The 16,760-nt window shown below is 45.5% G+C and carries 17 protein-coding genes; 9 read left to right on the forward strand and 8 right to left on the reverse strand.

All coding sequences use genetic code 11. From position 1 onward, the window contains the following. Positions 1-9 precede the first annotated feature (9 nt). On the reverse strand, positions 10-615 hold the full coding sequence (locus ACVA54_RS07275) for a TetR/AcrR family transcriptional regulator (protein ID WP_446649493.1): 606 nt from the start codon (positions 613-615) through the stop codon (positions 10-12). 184 nt (positions 616-799) lie between these two features. On the opposite strand from ACVA54_RS07275, the gene ACVA54_RS07280 reads away from it, so the two are divergent. Continuing rightward, positions 800-1,894: an efflux RND transporter periplasmic adaptor subunit gene (locus ACVA54_RS07280; RefSeq protein WP_446649494.1), complete on the forward strand. Its 1,095-nt coding sequence runs from the start codon at positions 800-802 to the stop codon at positions 1,892-1,894. Between the two features lie 2 nt (positions 1,895-1,896). Next, entirely contained in the window at positions 1,897-4,947 is a 3,051-nt protein-coding gene (locus ACVA54_RS07285) for an efflux RND transporter permease subunit (RefSeq protein WP_446649505.1), read from the forward strand. Between the two features lie 45 nt (positions 4,948-4,992). Here ACVA54_RS07285 and ACVA54_RS07290 read toward each other — a convergent pair whose 3' ends face one another. The 3 genes from ACVA54_RS07290 to yjeH form a co-directional block, all read right to left on the reverse strand. After that, positions 4,993-5,775, reverse strand: coding sequence for a hypothetical protein (locus tag ACVA54_RS07290; protein ID WP_119464389.1), 783 nt, complete (start codon positions 5,773-5,775; stop codon positions 4,993-4,995). Positions 5,776-5,832: 57 nt separating this feature from the next. After that, entirely contained in the window at positions 5,833-6,177 is a 345-nt protein-coding gene (locus ACVA54_RS07295) for a transposase family protein (RefSeq protein ID WP_446649495.1), read from the reverse strand. 303 nt (positions 6,178-6,480) lie between these two features. Next, positions 6,481-7,743, reverse strand: coding sequence for an L-methionine/branched-chain amino acid transporter (yjeH, locus tag ACVA54_RS07300; RefSeq protein ID WP_446579397.1), 1,263 nt, complete (start codon positions 7,741-7,743; stop codon positions 6,481-6,483). Between the two features lie 176 nt (positions 7,744-7,919). On the opposite strand from yjeH, the gene ACVA54_RS07305 reads away from it, so the two are divergent. From ACVA54_RS07305 to ACVA54_RS07315, 3 genes are all read left to right on the forward strand, one after another. Beyond that, entirely contained in the window at positions 7,920-8,375 is a 456-nt protein-coding gene (locus ACVA54_RS07305; RefSeq protein ID WP_119464391.1) for an Lrp/AsnC family transcriptional regulator, read from the forward strand. Then, a complete protein-coding gene (locus ACVA54_RS07310) occupies positions 8,372-8,746 on the forward strand; it encodes a nuclear transport factor 2 family protein (RefSeq protein WP_446608371.1) in 375 nt (124 codons plus the stop codon). Before ACVA54_RS07305 ends, ACVA54_RS07310 begins: the two co-directional genes overlap by 4 nt. Positions 8,747-8,891: 145 nt before the next feature. Beyond that, entirely contained in the window at positions 8,892-9,506 is a 615-nt protein-coding gene (locus ACVA54_RS07315; protein WP_119464393.1) for a LysE family translocator, read from the forward strand. Positions 9,507-9,653: 147 nt separating this feature from the next. On the opposite strand, the gene ACVA54_RS07320 is transcribed toward ACVA54_RS07315, so the two are convergent. Beyond that, entirely contained in the window at positions 9,654-9,875 is a 222-nt protein-coding gene (locus ACVA54_RS07320) for a hypothetical protein (RefSeq protein ID WP_099079102.1), read from the reverse strand. Positions 9,876-10,130: 255 nt separating this feature from the next. Then, a complete protein-coding gene (locus ACVA54_RS07325; RefSeq protein WP_119464394.1) occupies positions 10,131-11,564 on the reverse strand; it encodes a glyceraldehyde-3-phosphate dehydrogenase in 1,434 nt (477 codons plus the stop codon). Positions 11,565-12,219: 655 nt separating this feature from the next. On the opposite strand from ACVA54_RS07325, the gene ACVA54_RS07330 reads away from it, so the two are divergent. Beyond that, positions 12,220-13,212: a Gfo/Idh/MocA family protein gene (locus tag ACVA54_RS07330; RefSeq protein ID WP_099079068.1), complete on the forward strand. Its 993-nt coding sequence runs from the start codon at positions 12,220-12,222 to the stop codon at positions 13,210-13,212. Positions 13,213-13,245: 33 nt separating this feature from the next. On the opposite strand, the gene ACVA54_RS07335 is transcribed toward ACVA54_RS07330, so the two are convergent. After that, a complete protein-coding gene (locus ACVA54_RS07335; RefSeq protein WP_446608372.1) occupies positions 13,246-14,583 on the reverse strand; it encodes an MATE family efflux transporter in 1,338 nt (445 codons plus the stop codon). A gap of 123 nt (positions 14,584-14,706) precedes the next feature. Beyond that, entirely contained in the window at positions 14,707-15,021 is a 315-nt protein-coding gene (locus ACVA54_RS07340) for a DUF496 family protein (protein ID WP_005442423.1), read from the reverse strand. A 240-nt stretch (positions 15,022-15,261) separates the two neighbouring features. On the opposite strand from ACVA54_RS07340, the gene ACVA54_RS07345 reads away from it, so the two are divergent. From ACVA54_RS07345 to ACVA54_RS07355, 3 genes are all read left to right on the forward strand, one after another. After that, a complete protein-coding gene (locus ACVA54_RS07345) occupies positions 15,262-15,465 on the forward strand; it encodes a hypothetical protein (RefSeq protein WP_253252674.1) in 204 nt (67 codons plus the stop codon). 92 nt (positions 15,466-15,557) lie between these two features. Beyond that, positions 15,558-16,211, forward strand: coding sequence for a YceH family protein (locus ACVA54_RS07350; RefSeq protein WP_099079065.1), 654 nt, complete (start codon positions 15,558-15,560; stop codon positions 16,209-16,211). Beyond that, the gene (locus ACVA54_RS07355; protein ID WP_099079064.1) at positions 16,208-16,522 is read left to right on the forward strand and encodes a GIY-YIG nuclease family protein; all 315 of its coding nucleotides are present in this window, start codon (positions 16,208-16,210) and stop codon (positions 16,520-16,522) included. The genes ACVA54_RS07350 and ACVA54_RS07355 overlap by 4 nt, the downstream gene beginning before the upstream one ends. The last annotated feature ends 238 nt before the right edge of the window (positions 16,523-16,760 follow it).

The following is a 16,760-nucleotide window of genomic DNA, read 5'->3' on the forward strand; positions in this document are numbered from 1 at the left end:
GGGCGTTTCTTATTGTTGAGCCGATGCTTCGCAGGTACTTGATATCACGAAAACCAAATGCGAAATCTTCTGATCGAGCTCTGTTTCAGTTGGCATAGGTTGCATATTGAATACGAGTGGCCATAAGAACAGCCCGTTAAAAATGCTCGTATAGGTGTCGGAAAGTAAATCAATATTGATGTTTCGAATTGCACCGGCTTGCTGCGCCAGCTCAAACCACGTTGTTAGTGCTTTAGAGTGATAAAGCTTAGAAATGATCTGTTGAGCCATTTCTGGTTCGCGCAAAAACTCGATCACAACCACACGGGTAAAAGGTATACCATAATTTTTGTAAAGTATCTCGACTTCTTTATGGGTAATGGTCGTTAGCTGTTCTTGGATGCTTTTATCACCATCAAATGGGTAATCGTGTGTCTCACCGATAGAAGATTTAATCACGCTAAGTACCCATTCAAAAAGCACTTCTTTGCTTTCAAAGTGACGATATAAAGTGCGCTTAGAGACCTCGGCCAATGCACACACACGATCCATGTTTGCTCCAGTAAAGCCGTGCTGAATGAACTCTTCCTTCGCGGCGGTGATGATCGCTAGGCGTTTTTTTTCTACGCGTGTCATGGAGTTCTCCTTTCTTAGACGTTCACAATCTAGCAAACAAAAATAAGTTGGTAAACTTTTGAGTTTACCGTTAACGTAATTACCTTTAAAATAAACTCCAAAGTTTACTTTTGCTTTTGTACGTAATTATTACTTAACAGTGCACCGCTCAAATAGTCGGTCACGTTTTTGGAGTGAAGCAAATATGGTCGTAGTTGAAGTTGGCCACAAGATACTTAAATTGAGTGCAATTTCTGCGCTGCTCGTGTCATCTCTTAGCCTTAGCGGCTGTGGCAGTGAGGCCACACAGTCTTTGGTCGCCCCGATGATTAAGCCGGCACTTACCGAAGTTGTACAAACCCAACACTCTGCAGATTTAAGCTTTAACGGCATTGTACGTGCGGCTGAGCGTGCAGATCTCGCTTTCCAAATCGGTGGTCGATTGACCAATATCGAGGTGAAGGAAGGTGATGAGGTGAAAAAAGGCCAGTTACTCGCTTCTTTAGATGCGAGAGATGCGAAAAATGCGTTGGCGTCAGCCCAACTTGAGCTTGAAAATACCACGCTAGAATATGAGCGTGCTCAAGTGGTATTTAAAAAGAGCCAAGCCATTTCAAGAGCCGATCTTGATGCGATCACCACACGTTACAATTTGGCGCGCAACCGAGTTGATGATGCGAAGCGTCAGCTTGAGTACACGCAGATCTATGCCCCTTTTGATGGCATTGTGGGACGCAAACTGGTTGATAATCATGTGCAAGTGCAAGCGAACGCGCCAATACTGACTGTCCATGATCTCAACGATTTGGAAGTCGTGATCCACATTCCTCATAAAGTGATGCTAACGGGTAACGACAACACACGTGCAATGGCAGAGATCTCTTCCATTCCTGGGCAAACATTCCCACTCACGCTTCGTACCTTTGCAACCGTACCAGACCAGGTTTCGCAAACGTATCCAGTCGTTCTTGGCTTTGAACAACTAAATGGGTTTCATGTATTGCCGGGCATGGCAGTAAAAGTGATCCCTGTGAGCAACAGGAACGAGGCTCAGAAGCAACAAATCACGCTTCCACTGACCGCGATTGTGCCAGATAACCAAGGCAAACAATTTGTGTGGGTGGTAAATAGTGAGAACAAAGCGCAAAAACGTTACGTCCAGATCGGTGCACTTAACAAGGATCGCATCATAGTGACAGACCACCTGTCAAAAGGTGAAAGAGTGATCATTGCAGGCGTTTCTAGTGTGAGAGAGGGCATGGAAGTACGCCCTTACACTGATGACCGCACTGGAGCGTAATGATGGACATTGCACGTTATACCATAGCCAAGCGCACCAGTGTGTGGGTGCTGATCGCGCTAACGCTGATTGGTGGCTATATTAGCTACCTCAAACTCGGGCGCTTTGAAGACCCGGAATTTGTCATTCGTCAGGCGGTGATTGTGACGCCTTATTCTGGTGCCACTGCGCAGGAAGTGTCAGACGAGGTGACCGATGTGATCGAAGGGGCGGTTCAGTCTTTGCAGGAAGTCAAAGAAGTGAAATCCGTCTCGATGCAAGGCATGTCGGAAGTGACGGTTGAGATCAAGTTGGAGTTCGCCGGCAGTACGGCAGAGCTGCAACAGGTGTGGGATAAGCTCCGCCGTAAAGTGACCGATGCTCAGCGTCAGTTACCACCGGGGGCTGGCCCGTCTATCGTCAATGATGACTTTGCCGATGTTTATGCGCTGTTCTTTGCCGTAACGGGTGAAGGCTACAGCGACAAACAGCTGCAAGACTATGTGGATTCACTACGCCGTGAAATCGTCTTGGTGCCTGGCGTTGCCAAAACCGCGACGCTGGCAGAGCAGCAAGAGACCATCTTTGTTGAAATTTCCAGCGAACGTCTGGCTGAGTTTGGTATGTCTGCGGAAAAAGTGTTCCAAGTACTGCAAAAGCAAAACTTGGTCACCGTGGCTGGCAGCATCGAAACGGATGCCATGCGAATTCCGGTTATTCCGAGCTCGAATATTGATTCTGTTGCCGACCTAAAAAATCTGCAAGTCGGCGTGGGCAGCAATAATACTGTGCTTCGCTTAGGTGACATCGCTGACATCACTCGCGGCTACAAAACGCCAGCCACAATGCTGATGCGCTACAATGGCGAGCGTGCGATTGGTTTTGGTATCTCCAACGTATCTGGTGGTAACGTTGTTGATATGGGTGACGCGGTAAAAGTACGTTTGGCTGAACTGGAAAACCAGCGTCCACTTGGCATGGAACTGAACATCATCTCCATGCAGTCGGATTCCGTGCGCGCTTCCGTGGCCAATTTTATCGATAACCTTATTGCTGCTGTAGCGATTGTTTTCGTAGTACTACTGCTGTTTATGGGGGTACGTTCCGGCGTGATCATCGGCTTTGTGTTGTTGCTAACGGTGGCTGGAACACTGTGCATCATGCTGATTGAAGACATTGCCATGCAGCGTATCTCTTTGGGAGCGTTGATCATTGCGCTTGGCATGCTAGTGGATAATGCGATTGTTGTGACGGACGGCATATTGGTTCGACTTCAACAAGATCCGAATGCAGACCGAAAAGAAGTGGTTTCCGATGTGGTGAATGCCACTAAATGGCCATTGCTCGGCGGTACAGTGGTCGGCATCTGTGCGTTTAGTGCCATTGGTCTTTCTCCTTCTGACATGGGTGAATACGCGGGCTCACTGTTTTGGGTAATTCTCTACTCAATGTTCCTGAGCTGGGTATTTGCAGTAACGGTAACCCCAATGCTGTGCCATGACTTCTTGAAGGTGAAGGCGGTTAACGCCGATCAGAAGCCAGGTCGTATGATAAGTGGTTACAAAGCGCTGCTAACCTGGGTACTGAAATATCGCATCATCAGCTGCGCATTATTGCTGGGTATGATGGCTGCTGCTATCTGGGGCGTGAAGTTTGTTCCGCCGGGCTTTATGCCAGAGTCTCAACGACCACAATTTGTGGTGGATGTGTACTTACCACAAGGTTCAGACATTAAACGTACTGAAGCATTGATCGCCAACATTGAGCAAGATGTGAAAGCGAAAGAGGGCGTTACCAGTATCACCAGTTTTATTGGTGGTGGCGGTTTGCGTTTTATGCTGACGTATGCGCCAGAAGCCCGTAACCCGAGCTATGGTCAGCTGCTGATTGATATTGACGATTATACCAAAATTGCACCGCTGCTAGGGGAACTGCAAGGTGAGTTGGAAGCAAAATATCCGGATGCGTCGATTAAAGTGTGGAAATTCATGCTAGGTCGCGGCGGCGGTAAAAAGATTGAAGCCGGTTTCAAAGGCCCAGACAGTGCTGTGTTGCGCCAACTTGCTGAGCAAGCGAAAGCCATCATGCTGGCAGATAGTAATTTAATTGCTGTTCAGGATGACTGGCGTCAGCAGGTGCCTGTGCTTCGCCCGGTTTATTCGGCAGAAGAAGCGCAGCGCTATGGCCTGACAACGCAGGAAATCAACCAATCGATTGCACAAACCCTAACGGGGCGCAATGTTGGTGTGTATCGCGAAGGTGATGATCTGATCCCGATCGTGGTGCGCGCGCCAGAAAGCGAACGTAATCACCAGCGCGCGATTGAAAATACCGAAGTGTTCAGCCCGACGGCAGGTGCTTTTATTCCAGTGAGTCAGGTGGTGGACTCTGTTGATGTGGTGTATCAGGATGCGATCTTGCGCCGTATTGACCGCATGCCAACTATCTTGGTTCAGGCCGATCCTGCGCCGGGTGTGCTGACTGCGGATGCATTTAATCAAGTTCGTAGCCAGATCGAAGCGATTGAACTGCCAGCCGGATATGAGCTGAAGTGGTACGGCGAGTATAAAGCGTCAAAAGATGCTAATGAAGGTCTGGTGATTTCTGCGCCGTATGGTTTTGCTGCAATGATTCTCTCGGTGATCTTTATGTTCAACGCACTGCGCCAGCCATTGGTGATTTGGCTGACCGCACCATTAGCCATTGTCGGGGTGACCGTCGGCTTGGTGATTTTCCAGACGCCGTTTGAATTTATGGCCATCCTCGGTTTCTTAAGCCTGATTGGTATGATGGTGAAAAACGCAATTGTATTGGTGGACCAAGCGGATGTGGAAATTCGCGAAGGCAAAACGCCTTATAGCGCCATTATCGATGCTGCCTTGAGCCGTGCCCGTCCCGTACTATTGGGTGCGTTTACGACGATATTGGGCGTAGCTCCGCTTCTAATTGACCCGTTCTTTAAGAGTATGGCAGTGACCATCATGTTTGGTCTGCTCTTCGCTACCATTCTGACACTGGTCGTTATCCCGTTGTTTTATGCGATGTTCTTCCGCGTGAAGGTAGAAACAGTATAATCAACACCCTTAATCTAAAAAGGAGCCTTGTGGCTCCTTTTGGGTTCAATCCCCCCAAAGCCAACTTAGCAACCCCCCAATTACAGCACCAATAGCAGCACCAACAGCGCCACCGATAACACCCCCAATCACGCCACCCCACATTAGCCCCTCTAGAACACCATTGACAACGCCACAAGTCATCTGTCCAGCACTGTTTACCGCACAAACCGTGGTACCGGTTCTATAACTAACTCCCGTGTCTGAATCTTGATTACCAATGACATCTATATAGGTTGGGATATCTGAAAGAGGCATCTTCCTAAGCGTATCTCTTGAAATGCCCATTTGCTTCGCGAGACTCCGAAGAGCCAAAGCAGAGTCAAATTTTCCTCCAGCTTTGTTAATAGAATCAATATATTCACCAAAGACCATTGTTGAGTCGATACGAGGGTGTTTGATATCTTTCGAAGTGGCATCAAAAATGATCTTAGCAAGCTCTATGACGCTTAATTTAAGAAGTTCCTCTTTATCTATACTTGCTACATTTTCAATCGTCGCCATCACCTTTTCAGTCGACTCATCTGCAAGCTCACTAACCACATCAACAAAATGGCTTGCCTCTCGTGAATGAAATTCTGAACCAAATGATAGAGGCGTAGTAATAAAAGGTGTGTCAAAATCACAGTAAATTGGCCAAAATGGACCAGTGCCCCATGGAAACATTAAATAACCATCAACACATTCTGTTGGGGGCATTCCAGGCCAAAATAGTCGCCTTACAAAGCCGTTATATCCACCAATTCTAGTGCCGTATTTCTCTCCACTTTCGAGTTGTTTTTTGTTCATAGCTCATTCCTTATATAGGCTCGAAGCTAAGAGGCCGCCGCCCACACAATGTAGATACTACTGCTTATTGACTCTTAGATTTGAGCTTTTGAGGCTAATTGACATCACTAAGTTTAGTCTATCTATTCCCTTGGTGCAGATAGGCAGCAAAGTGTGGTAAAGCTTCGGCATGCAAGGCTTTGACTGAGAAAGGCGAGAATATGGCTTAACCCAAGAGATAGACTCAGTTTTGATACCACATTTTGAACACTTGATACGCCGAGTCTGAACGAGTAGCTCAACGGGTATATCTAGTATCATCGCATCTTTGAGCGTTCGCCATTGGGTATCATGAATAGACTCAGAAGCTTGGCCACAAGAACAGGATGGAACTGAGTCTGGAACTAAAGTGATAGAGATCAATGAGTCAGTTTTATTAGACTTTACGAGCTGAAAGCCTTCCCTGAATGACGATAGGAAAGTACTATTTGGAATGAAAACGGTCGTTTTTATTTTCAGTTCCCGCTAACCTGCGATGAACCAAACAAAAGCCTCATGCTAGCGAGGCTTTTTTCATCTTGTAACATAGGCGCTCCACAATTTATTCGACGATCAGATTTGCTGCGTTAAAGAATGAAGTATGAATCACTATTTGACCTAACAAACGTTGGTATGTGGAGGTGTCGATCTCCTGCCGTTGTTTGAATGGCGTCTAACTTGGTCTGGTCACTCAATGAGTCTGCTTTGACTCTTTTTTATCCATTGCTTCCAAGGCAGAGAAAGCACCGCAAAAATAGTAATGGCGTACAACATTGACCAGCCCAAGCAGATAAATACAGCGGTACATAAGAGTAGTGAAATTCCGGCTAGAATCTTGCCTGCTCCTTGCAGCAATCTGTAGGCTGAAAGCATGGCCAGTAGGTAAACCAAAACAAAGATTCCGTTAGCAAGTTTCAGGAAGAACTCCAAATCTAATCCTGAGAGCGAGCCCAATACGCAAGAAACAAGCAAAATTACACCAACCAGAAGCGTCGCATTAGCGGGCACGCCACGAACCGATACGCGTGCAATGGCACTTGTTGGCTTGTACTCCCTTGCCTGTGCCCACACCATGCGAGCTAGGCTTTGGGTGTAGAGGTTGATGCTAGCAAAACATGCTGAGAAACCGACTAGGCTAATTAGCCATTTAGCATGGTCGCCAAAAAGATGCGCACTTAACCAAGGGATAGAAGCGCTGTCGAACTCGGTACTGCCATACGCGCCAAACTTTAGGATCACTACTGAGCATGCCCAGTAGGTTGTGCCAGCGATAAAGCAGCCGACGATAATGGCAATAGGGAAGTCTCGTTGTGGGTTCTTAAATTCCTCTCCCATATGTGCAAAAGCTTCAATGCCAACAAAGCACCAGAACATGACCCCGAGAGCTGCAGCAATCGACCAAGTAGAATCCATGGTGATTGCTGGCATCGTAAGATCGGCATAGCCAACATCGCCTGTCCACAAAAATGCGCTAACCAAAGCAAAAATGCTTAATGCAATAACGGTTTGCAGACGTCCTGATGACTTAGTACCAAGTAAACTAACGAAAACTAAGAGAGCGACCGTGAGAATTTGAGCGAAAAGGTGATTGCTGATTGCCTCTGGTAACAATTGTAGCAAAAAGCCTGCAGCGAGGGCGACCGCAGCAGGAACTCCGACAGGAATCACGCTGACAAACAGCCACGCCACACTACTTTCTAATTTACTGTTGAAGGCTTTACGCACGAAAAAGGCAGTGCCGCCGGCGTTTGGATAGCGTTTTCCAAGTTGTGCAAAGGTGAGGGCGATGGGGCAAATCGCGACGAACAATACAATCCAAGCCCACAGAGAAAAGTGCCCCGCAATGCCAGCAGCAATTGCCGGAATCATAAATAGCCCCGTACCCATTAACGTGGTGGAGAGTTGACCAATCCCTGATATCAGCGTGATGTCTTTTTTAAGTTCTTCCATAACGATCTCTGAATGTCAATGCGCTGCGAGTCACAAGCATAGCCAAATTCTGTACAACAAATTGGTGTTGTCGACCGTCAAAATGACGGTTGTTTTGATGAACGCCTGCAAAATGTCGGTTTTCAATAAGTTGTAATTGAGTAGAATGGAAAAATTAAGGAAAGCTTGGTGAGTTTATGGACAAATTTGATCATCAAATCATAGATCTATTACGTCAAAATGCCCGTGTCTCAATTACGGAGATCGCGGAGCACGTCAGTTTGTCACGCTCAGCGGTGACGGCTCGAATCAAAAAGCTAGAAACTGACCAAGTCATACTCGGTTATCATGCAGATATTGCTACCTCTGAAGAGCCTACTATCTGCGCGTATTTTGCTTTAAAGTTTGATACTTCTGCTTCAAGCCATAATTGCGATGCGTACGCCAATGAACTGTACAAAATCGACGGTGTGAAGTGGTGCCATGCCATTAGCGGTGAAACGGATATGATGCTGTTTGTTGAAGTGCCTAATATTGCCCGTCTTAATGAGATTCGAGATCATATTCAACGCTACCCTGAGCTTCGTAATGTGATGACGCATACTGTCCTAACGGAGTTCTTCAATACGACAGGGAATCAGTTCGTAAAATGACCGAGAAAACGATAGTTTTAAACTTCTGGAAGACAATGGAAAGTAACGACTTCACCGCAGCAGCAGAGTGCCTTTCACCAGACTGTGAGGTGATTTGGCCACTGACCACAGAAGTGATTCGAGGCCGAGCCAACTTTGCTGCCCTTAACTCGGCTTACCCAGCAAAGGGGGTATGGACATTCGACATCGAACGCATTGTTGCAGATGGTGAGCAAGTGGTAACGGATGTGGTCGTCAGTGATGGGGCACGAAAAGACCGAGTCATTACTTTTCACACCGTGCGGGATGGTTTAATTTGCAAGCAAGTTGAATACTGGCCAGAAGAATACGCAGCGGCCAACTGGCGTGCAAAATGGGTCGAGCGTCATTAACCTGAACTCAGGTTAATCGGGTGTATTGACCATTTGAGCTGATATTTTCATCCCATCGTTGGGCATAAAACATTGCCCTTACGTTCTCTTTAATTTCAATTTTTCACCTCTATTGATAGATGAAGGTCAAAGAGGAGAGGTATTTATGACACTGACAGTTTGGTTATCACTTTTTACCGTTTGTTTATTGGGGGCGATGTCACCGGGCCCGAGCTTGGCGATTGTCGCTAAACATTCCTTAGCTGGTGGACGCATTAATGGTTTGGCAACCGCTTGGGCGCATGCATTTGGTATTGGTATTTATGCGTTCGTTACTCTGATTGGCTTGGCGGTTGTTTTGCAACAAAGTCCGTTGCTATTTAAGACTATTAGTCTCGCAGGCGCGGCTTATCTCGCTTACTTGGGGTTTAATGCGCTGCGTTCAAAAGGCGGGGTTGCGGCAAAGTTGGAATCGGGTGAGCAAACGACCGTCATTCAATCGGCACGTGAAGGCTTTTTAATTTCCATGCTGAGTCCGAAAATTGCACTGTTCTTTATCGCACTGTTTAGCCAATTTGTTGCTCTAGGTAACGAGCTAAGTAATCAAATGGTCATCGTAGTGACTCCATTTATTGTGGATGGGTTGTGGTACACCTTTATTACGCTTGTTTTATCTAATTCACGAGTGGTTGATCGTATTCGTTCTAAAGCGGTGCTGATTGATCGACTCTCAGGCATCGTTCTTATGTTGCTTGCTATCCGTGTAGTAGTGACGATTTAGCGATGTAATTAAAGATAAACCCAATAATCAAAGGCGCTCGAAATGGTCGCCTTTGTTGTGTTTGTGATAAAAAAACACCCTATCCAGAATGTTGAGATAGGGTGTCAGCAAGGAATTTTGCTCAGGAACATAGGGAGTGGTTAGCAATCAGCGACGAACTTCTTCAAACTCGCCTTCAATTGCATCGGTTTTGCCCGTATTGAAGTGGTACTCTTCATGCCTTTCTTGTTGCATTTGTTTCACGCGTTTTTCAATACGTTTGCCAGTAATCAGTGCAGCTATGGTCAATGGAATCGCCATGATTAGGCTAAAAACTAAAGTAACAAAGCCGGTAATCAGTGCTAATGCTGTAACGATAATTCGATTCATATTCATGACCTCTCTTTCAATCTATGCGTTCAGATTAGCGCCCTGAACATGAATGAAATATGAACATACCATTCAATTTCACATCGATTTGTCTGAGGAATGTCAAATTGGTCTAAAAACGAAAAAACGCCTGATGGTCACCAGGCGTATAAACGGGGGAAATATTATTAGTAATGCGCGGGGCGCTTATATTAAAACAAATGCTGGGGTATTGCTCGTTACGCAGTGTGGTTAACATTGTGGAGCAAAGTTCACCTATTGAGGGTATGTTTGGTAACGAACACCCATCATTTGTTCCATACAGTGTACAACTTGACAGCTGTAACCAAATTCATTGTCGTACCAGATGTACAGTACGCAGCGCTTGTCTTGTGCAATCGTTGCTTGGCCGTCAACAACGCCCGCATGGCGAGAGCCGACTAAGTCACTAGATACAATCTCCGTTGAATCTGTGTAATCAATCTGCGCAGAAAGCGCTGAATTTAAGGCCATTTCACGCAAGTATTCATTCAATGAGTCACGGTCCACATCTTCGCCTAGGTTTAGGTTTGCGACTGCCATCGATACATTCGGTGTCGGTACACGGATCGCGTTACCCGTTAGCTTACCCGCAAGTTCTGGCAACGCTTTCGCTACCGCTTTTGCGGCGCCAGTTGAGGTAAGAACCATGTTTAAAGAAGCGCCACGGCCACGACGATCGCCCGAGTGGAAATTATCAATCAGGTTTTGGTCATTGGTGTATGAGTGCACCGTTTCAATATGGCCAGATAGGACGCCATATTTGTCATTCAGCGCTTTAAGTACAGGTGTAATGGCGTTGGTTGTACAACTTGCGGCTGAAATGAAGGTGTCGTCTTCTTGAATGACAGATTCGTTTACACCAAATACAACGTTCTTAATGTCGCCTTTACCCGGAGCAGTCAGCAGTACTTTTTCTGCGCCTTTACATGCTACGTGCTGGCTTAGACCTTCAGCATCACGCCATACGCCGGTGTTATCGACAACCAGTGCATTGTTGATACCGTAAACCGAATAGTCGACGTCGCTTGGGCTATTAGCGTAAATGATTTGGATGTAGTTACCATTAACGATCAACGCCTTACGTTCTTCATCAATTAAGATACTGCCGTTGAATTGGCCATGAACGGAATCACGACGCAATAAGCTTGCACGTTTTTCCAGATCACCTTTTTTACCGCCGCGTACCACGATGGCACGTAGTCGAAGCGGGTAGCCAGGGCCACTTTTTTCGATGAGAAGGCGAGTTAACAGTCGACCAATGCGACCAAAACCATAGAGAACGACATCACGCGATTTTAATGGGGCGTCTGCACTATGTGCACCATGAAGAGCGGTATGTAAAAAGTCATCCAGTGCAGATGTATCTTCGTGTGCTTTCCAGTACATCTCGGCAAGCTGGCCAATATCAACACGGCAAGAAGCAATACTCATGTCATTAAGGCTTTGGATGATCGGCATCGTATGTTCAAGAGACAGAGGGTTGCCAGTATAGCGCCTTGCAATACGGTGAGCTTTGAGAATGTCGATAGTCGATGCATTGATAAGTGTCTTACCAAATAGAACCACTTCGATTCCATTTTGACGATATAACTTACCAATTAGAGGGGAGACAGATTCAGCTATTGTTTGGCTCGTTTGCCAGTCTTGGAGATATTTCTCTGGACTCATTGTTGTTTTGGACCTTTCACGTTTTTGGGCTGACCGTACTCATTCGTTTGTGTTGGCAAATACCACGAGCGAGCAAACGGTTTGTGTAATTGTTTTGTAGTAATTATGTGTGCGGATTGTACGTTGCCGTTGGTTATTCTGCTAGGAAAAATAAATCCAGTTTTTCATGTTGGCTAGGGTGCTTTTTACGGCTGATTAATGTGACCAAAGGGGCAGCTTTGACGTGTTGACTTTTGAAAAACAGTGGGCTTTTTTTGTGAAGATAAAGGATGAGTTCAAATTTAACTGTTTATTAAAGTGATAATTACTTAGGTTTCGTGATGTGCGTCGCGTATATGTGGGGATTGTGATGGGGTGGGCATTGTGAAGTGCAACTTTTAATCATTCAGCGTAGATATGACTATTCAATGTTAATTACGACTCATTTTTGTTTTCAAAAATATGTAAGCAATCACAGTTTAAAACGCGAGTAGGCACGCAATGAGCATGGGCTTTACCTAGTCAATTGTCACGCTGTTTGAGGCTCTCCCAAAAAATAGGCGCGGATAGAGAGGCTCGATGAGTTATTTGAGTTGTTTAATGAACTAAAGCTTGTTTAAATCGCGAAAGGAAAGCTGTCCCCCTAGTATAAGAACGGTAATGAAAAGGAAGTAATATGTTCAAACTTGCTGTGATCGGGACCAACTGGATCTCTCAACAATTTGTTCAAGCGGCGATTCAAACCAAAGAATTCTGTCTACATGCCGTGTACTCGCGCGACGTTGATAAAGCCCGTTCGTTTGGTTCACCCTATGGCGCTGAAGCTTACTATGACAGCCTCGACGCTCTCGGAGAGGATGCGGATATTGATGCGGTGTATATCGCCAGTCCAAATTCGCTGCATGCACCACAAGCGATACAAATGCTTAATGCTGGCAAGCATGTACTATGTGAAAAGCCAATGGCGTCAAATTACGCTTTAGCCAAGGCTATGTTCCAATGTGCGGAAGAACACCAAGTGGTGTTGTTTGAGGCATTTATGTCGCCGTATACGCCAAACTTCCAAGTGTTGAAAGAGAGCTTGCCAACTATCGCTCCGCTGCGGCATGCGACAATCAGCTATTGCCAATATTCATCGAGATATCAAAAATACCTCAATGGTGAAAATCCCAATACATTTAATCCAGAGTTTTCTAACGGTTCCATCATGGATATTGGTTATTACTGTGTAGGCTCGGCGATTGAATTGTTTGGGGAACCCAAAAGCATCCAAGCCAGTGCCCATGTACTGCCTTCGGGGGTAGATGGCTGCGGTAGCGTGACATTGGCGTATGATGGTTTTAACGTCAATCTGCTCCACTCTAAAGTGAGTGACTCTTTGATCCCAAGCGAATTTCAAGGAGAGCAAGGTAGTGTGCTGGTGGATATGATTGCTACGGGACGCGGTGTGGAGCGCATCTTGAGAGGGCAAGGTAAAGAAGTGCTCACGCTGCCTCAAACCGAAAATCATATGTTCTATGAAGCACAAGCATTTGCTCAGCAACTTAAACTTGGGTTGATTGATGAAAAAATGAAGCAACGTTCGTTGACGGTTGCCAAAGTGCTGACGGAAGTAAGAAGGCAAACCGGCGTCGCTTTCCCGGCAGATCAACTGACTGTATTTAATTAAAAAACCTCAATCGTGAGGGCGTTATTTTGCTCGTTAAGCAGCGGCTTGCAGCTTTGATAGGTTGTGTATTGTTTTGCGGTAAGTTAGGTAAGCCGCAATGCCCGCGAAAATGTTACCAATACAAGCGCCAATCAATAGCCCCTGGATTCCGCCCAGTTGTGCGCCAACCCACAAGCAAGGTAGGAAGAATAAAAACAGGCGTAGTGCAGAGATGGTTAGTGCGGTGTAGGATTTTCCTAGCGCGTTACAGATAGACACCATCAGAATACATACCCCAAGCGAACCCAAACTGATAGGAACGATCACGAGGTGCATGTTCAAGACTTGCTCCACTTGAACATCACTGGTCATCAATAGCGCGAGTGGTTTAGCAACAATAAAAGTCACAATGGCAATCAACAGTTGGAAGCCGAGTATGAATTTAACCGCGATAGAGACTAAAGAACGAATATCCGTGTAGTTCTTTGCGCCCAGTAAGCGACCCACCATGGGGGGCATTGACATAGTTAAAGCTAACACTGAAACAATGGCAAAAAATTCATAACGAGAGCCTAGCGCCCAAGATGCCACCGCCGCCGTACCAAATCCGGCTAATAGTTTCGTTGCTAGCATCGATGAAAGAGGTGGCAGTAGCTGGCTAATCATTGCAGGTCCCATGATGTTACCGATAGCGGTGACACTTTTCATCACGTTTAGATCTTGCCATTGGAACGTTGCCCAGTGATTTTTCTGTACACGCGGCGAAACGACAACAATACCAACGCCGAATGCGATAATGGTGGCAATGGCCGCGCCATTAATCCCTAAATCAAAGGTGAAAATGAACAAAGGATCGAGAACAAGGTTCACACCACTGGTCACCATCATCATAGAGCCTGGCAGCATCGTATTACCATTTGCACGGCAAATGCTGTAGTAGAAATACAGCACTGCGCCTGTCCAAGAGCTTAATAACCACCAAGGCCAATAGCTGTCGATGATTGGCATGATCGTTTCTGGTGCACTTAAGAGGGAAAGGATAGGGTAACGCAGAAACCAAATGATGAAGCCCAATACAGCCACACCAATCGAGCCAATCATAAGCACTAAGCCACCAAGCTGTTTTGCGTAGTGGACATCGTTAGCTCCTATCGCTTTTGCTATCACAGCCGTAGTCGCGATGCCTAAACCTACTTGAATACCAATGACCACCATTTGCAATGGTAAAGTAAAGCCCTGAGCGGCAAGCGGAAGAACCCCGAGTTGACCAATGAAAGCACTGTCAACGAGCTGGAAGCTCATCAAGGAGAGCACACCAAAAAGCATGGGCCATGTCATAGTAAACAGCTGTTTTGCTAACGTAGGCTGAATGTCAGAAGAAATAGAAGACATAGAAAAGTTGAGTGTTTTCAGAGCGGGGTGTGGTTTTATTGTACACACTGTACAACAAAGTGACAAAAAGAAACCCCGAGCAAGATTGACTTGCTTGGGGTTGAATCTTGAAACTAATTAGGCTTATTTTTTACCGCTAGTTTGCTTGTCTTCTTCAGTCAGTTCGCGAATACGGCGGCTGATGTCACGACGAGCTTTAGAGATCTCAGCGCTCTTGATGATGTGGTCATCAACACGGTCTTCGTAATCCGCTTTCATGTTTTTGATGATCGCAAGGATTTCGTCGTGAGTCATTTCTGGTTTGATGTAGTCTAGTAGGTTCTCTAGAAGGTCTACACGTTTGCGGTTGTCACGAACTTTCTTTTCGTTATCAAGCAGCTCACGTTTTAGTTTGTTTTTACGACGAGCTTGGTTCACGATTTCAAATACGCTACTCATGGTTCCCTTTCCTAATTTGTGAATATCTGATTCGATTAAAACACAACATCTAATGGCATAACAGTCTTTAGATCAAACGTGGTGTTGAGTTGAACATTTATCAATCAATTCTGATGTGCTTTTAACACGCACAACTTGAGTGCTTTGGATTATCGTACACGGAGATGCAACGACTCGTTGTCATCGGTTTGTTGACGCTATATTATCTGCTTCATTCAAGACAATATGATGAAGCTCGAAATGAACTCTGGTAATACTGCGGAGCACGTCGAAAACCAAGAAGTAGAGTCAACCGAAGACTCTTTAGCAGCAAAGCTAAAAGCGGCATATGTTACAGCAAGAACGCAACTCGAAATTATAGAGGTTGAGCTGAACCGTTCTAAGATCATGATGATTGATGAGAATGGAAAAATGACCAAAGTGTCCATTCTATCAGAGCATTAGATTGAACCTGATTCGCAAAGGGTATCAGGTCTATGCGCTATGCTTTAGCCTGATACCCAAATTCAAATGCAAAAATAATAAGGAAATGCATGATGAAAGTTGAGCTAACGGCAATTGAAGCACGAGTAATTGGTTGTTTGATTGAAAAAGAAGTCACAACCCCCGATCAATACCCTCTGAGCCTTAATGCGCTGACTAATGCGTGCAACCAAAAAAGTAATCGTGAGCCGGTAATGTCATTGTCAGAAGGCGATGTAGTCGATGCAGTTGATGCGCTGATTGAACGTCGACTAGTCAGTGATGAAAGTAGCTTTAACAGTCGTGTAAGCAAGTACCAACACCGTTTCTGCAATACTGAATTTGGTGATTTGAAACTGAGTAAACAGGAAAAAGGGATTGTGTGCTGTATGTTACTGCGCGGTGCTCAAACACCAGGCGAAATTCGTACTCGTACTAACCGCCTAGCAAATTTCAATGACGTTAAAGAAGTGGAAATCGTATTGGAACACCTAGCGAGCGATGAAAGAGGCCCGCTGGTGGTTAAGCTTCCGCGCGAGGCAGGTAAGCGGGAATGTCGTTACATGCATTTGTTCTGTGGTGAAGTGGATATGAGTGAGTTGAGCACTTCTGCCTATACACCATCCTCTGTTGATTCTGAGCGTGTGGCACAACTCGAGCAAGAAGTAGCACAACTTCGTGAAGAACTCGATGCACTCAAAGTACAGGTAGAATCACTGCTTTCATGAGTCAGGTTACCGAGCAAAGCTGGTGTGTTTATTTGATCCGCAATAACCGCAATGCATTGTATTGCGGTGTTACGAACGATATAGAAAGACGCTTTAAGCAGCATCAAAGCGGTAAAGGCGCAAAAGCGTTGAAAGGAAAAGGACCACTCATATTAGAGTGGACATCATCGTTTGAAAGCAAGAGCACTGCGATGAAAGTGGAATACTTCATTAAACAATTAACCAAAAGGAAAAAAGAGTTACTTGTCGATGCAGGTGCAGATATCAATGTTGATGAGCATCAAAACCTGATATTTCAAATGCACAGCTAATACACGTTATATACCTAAGTAACCTCAAGATGCTTGGTTCAGTGAGAATGACTTGGTTTGAAGACGCAGCGCCCATGAATTTATAGAATGATAAACGACAAATCGCTTAAAAATGGCGGTTTATTTTTATCTATTTCAGGTATCATTTCGGTCATTGGTAACTCATAATACAGTCATGTCCTACTAGGCTTAATATCAAAGGCATTGATATAAAAAAGGGACATGTTATGGAAGAGAT

It is taken from the genome of Vibrio sp. PNB23_22_6 (assembly GCF_052877535.1).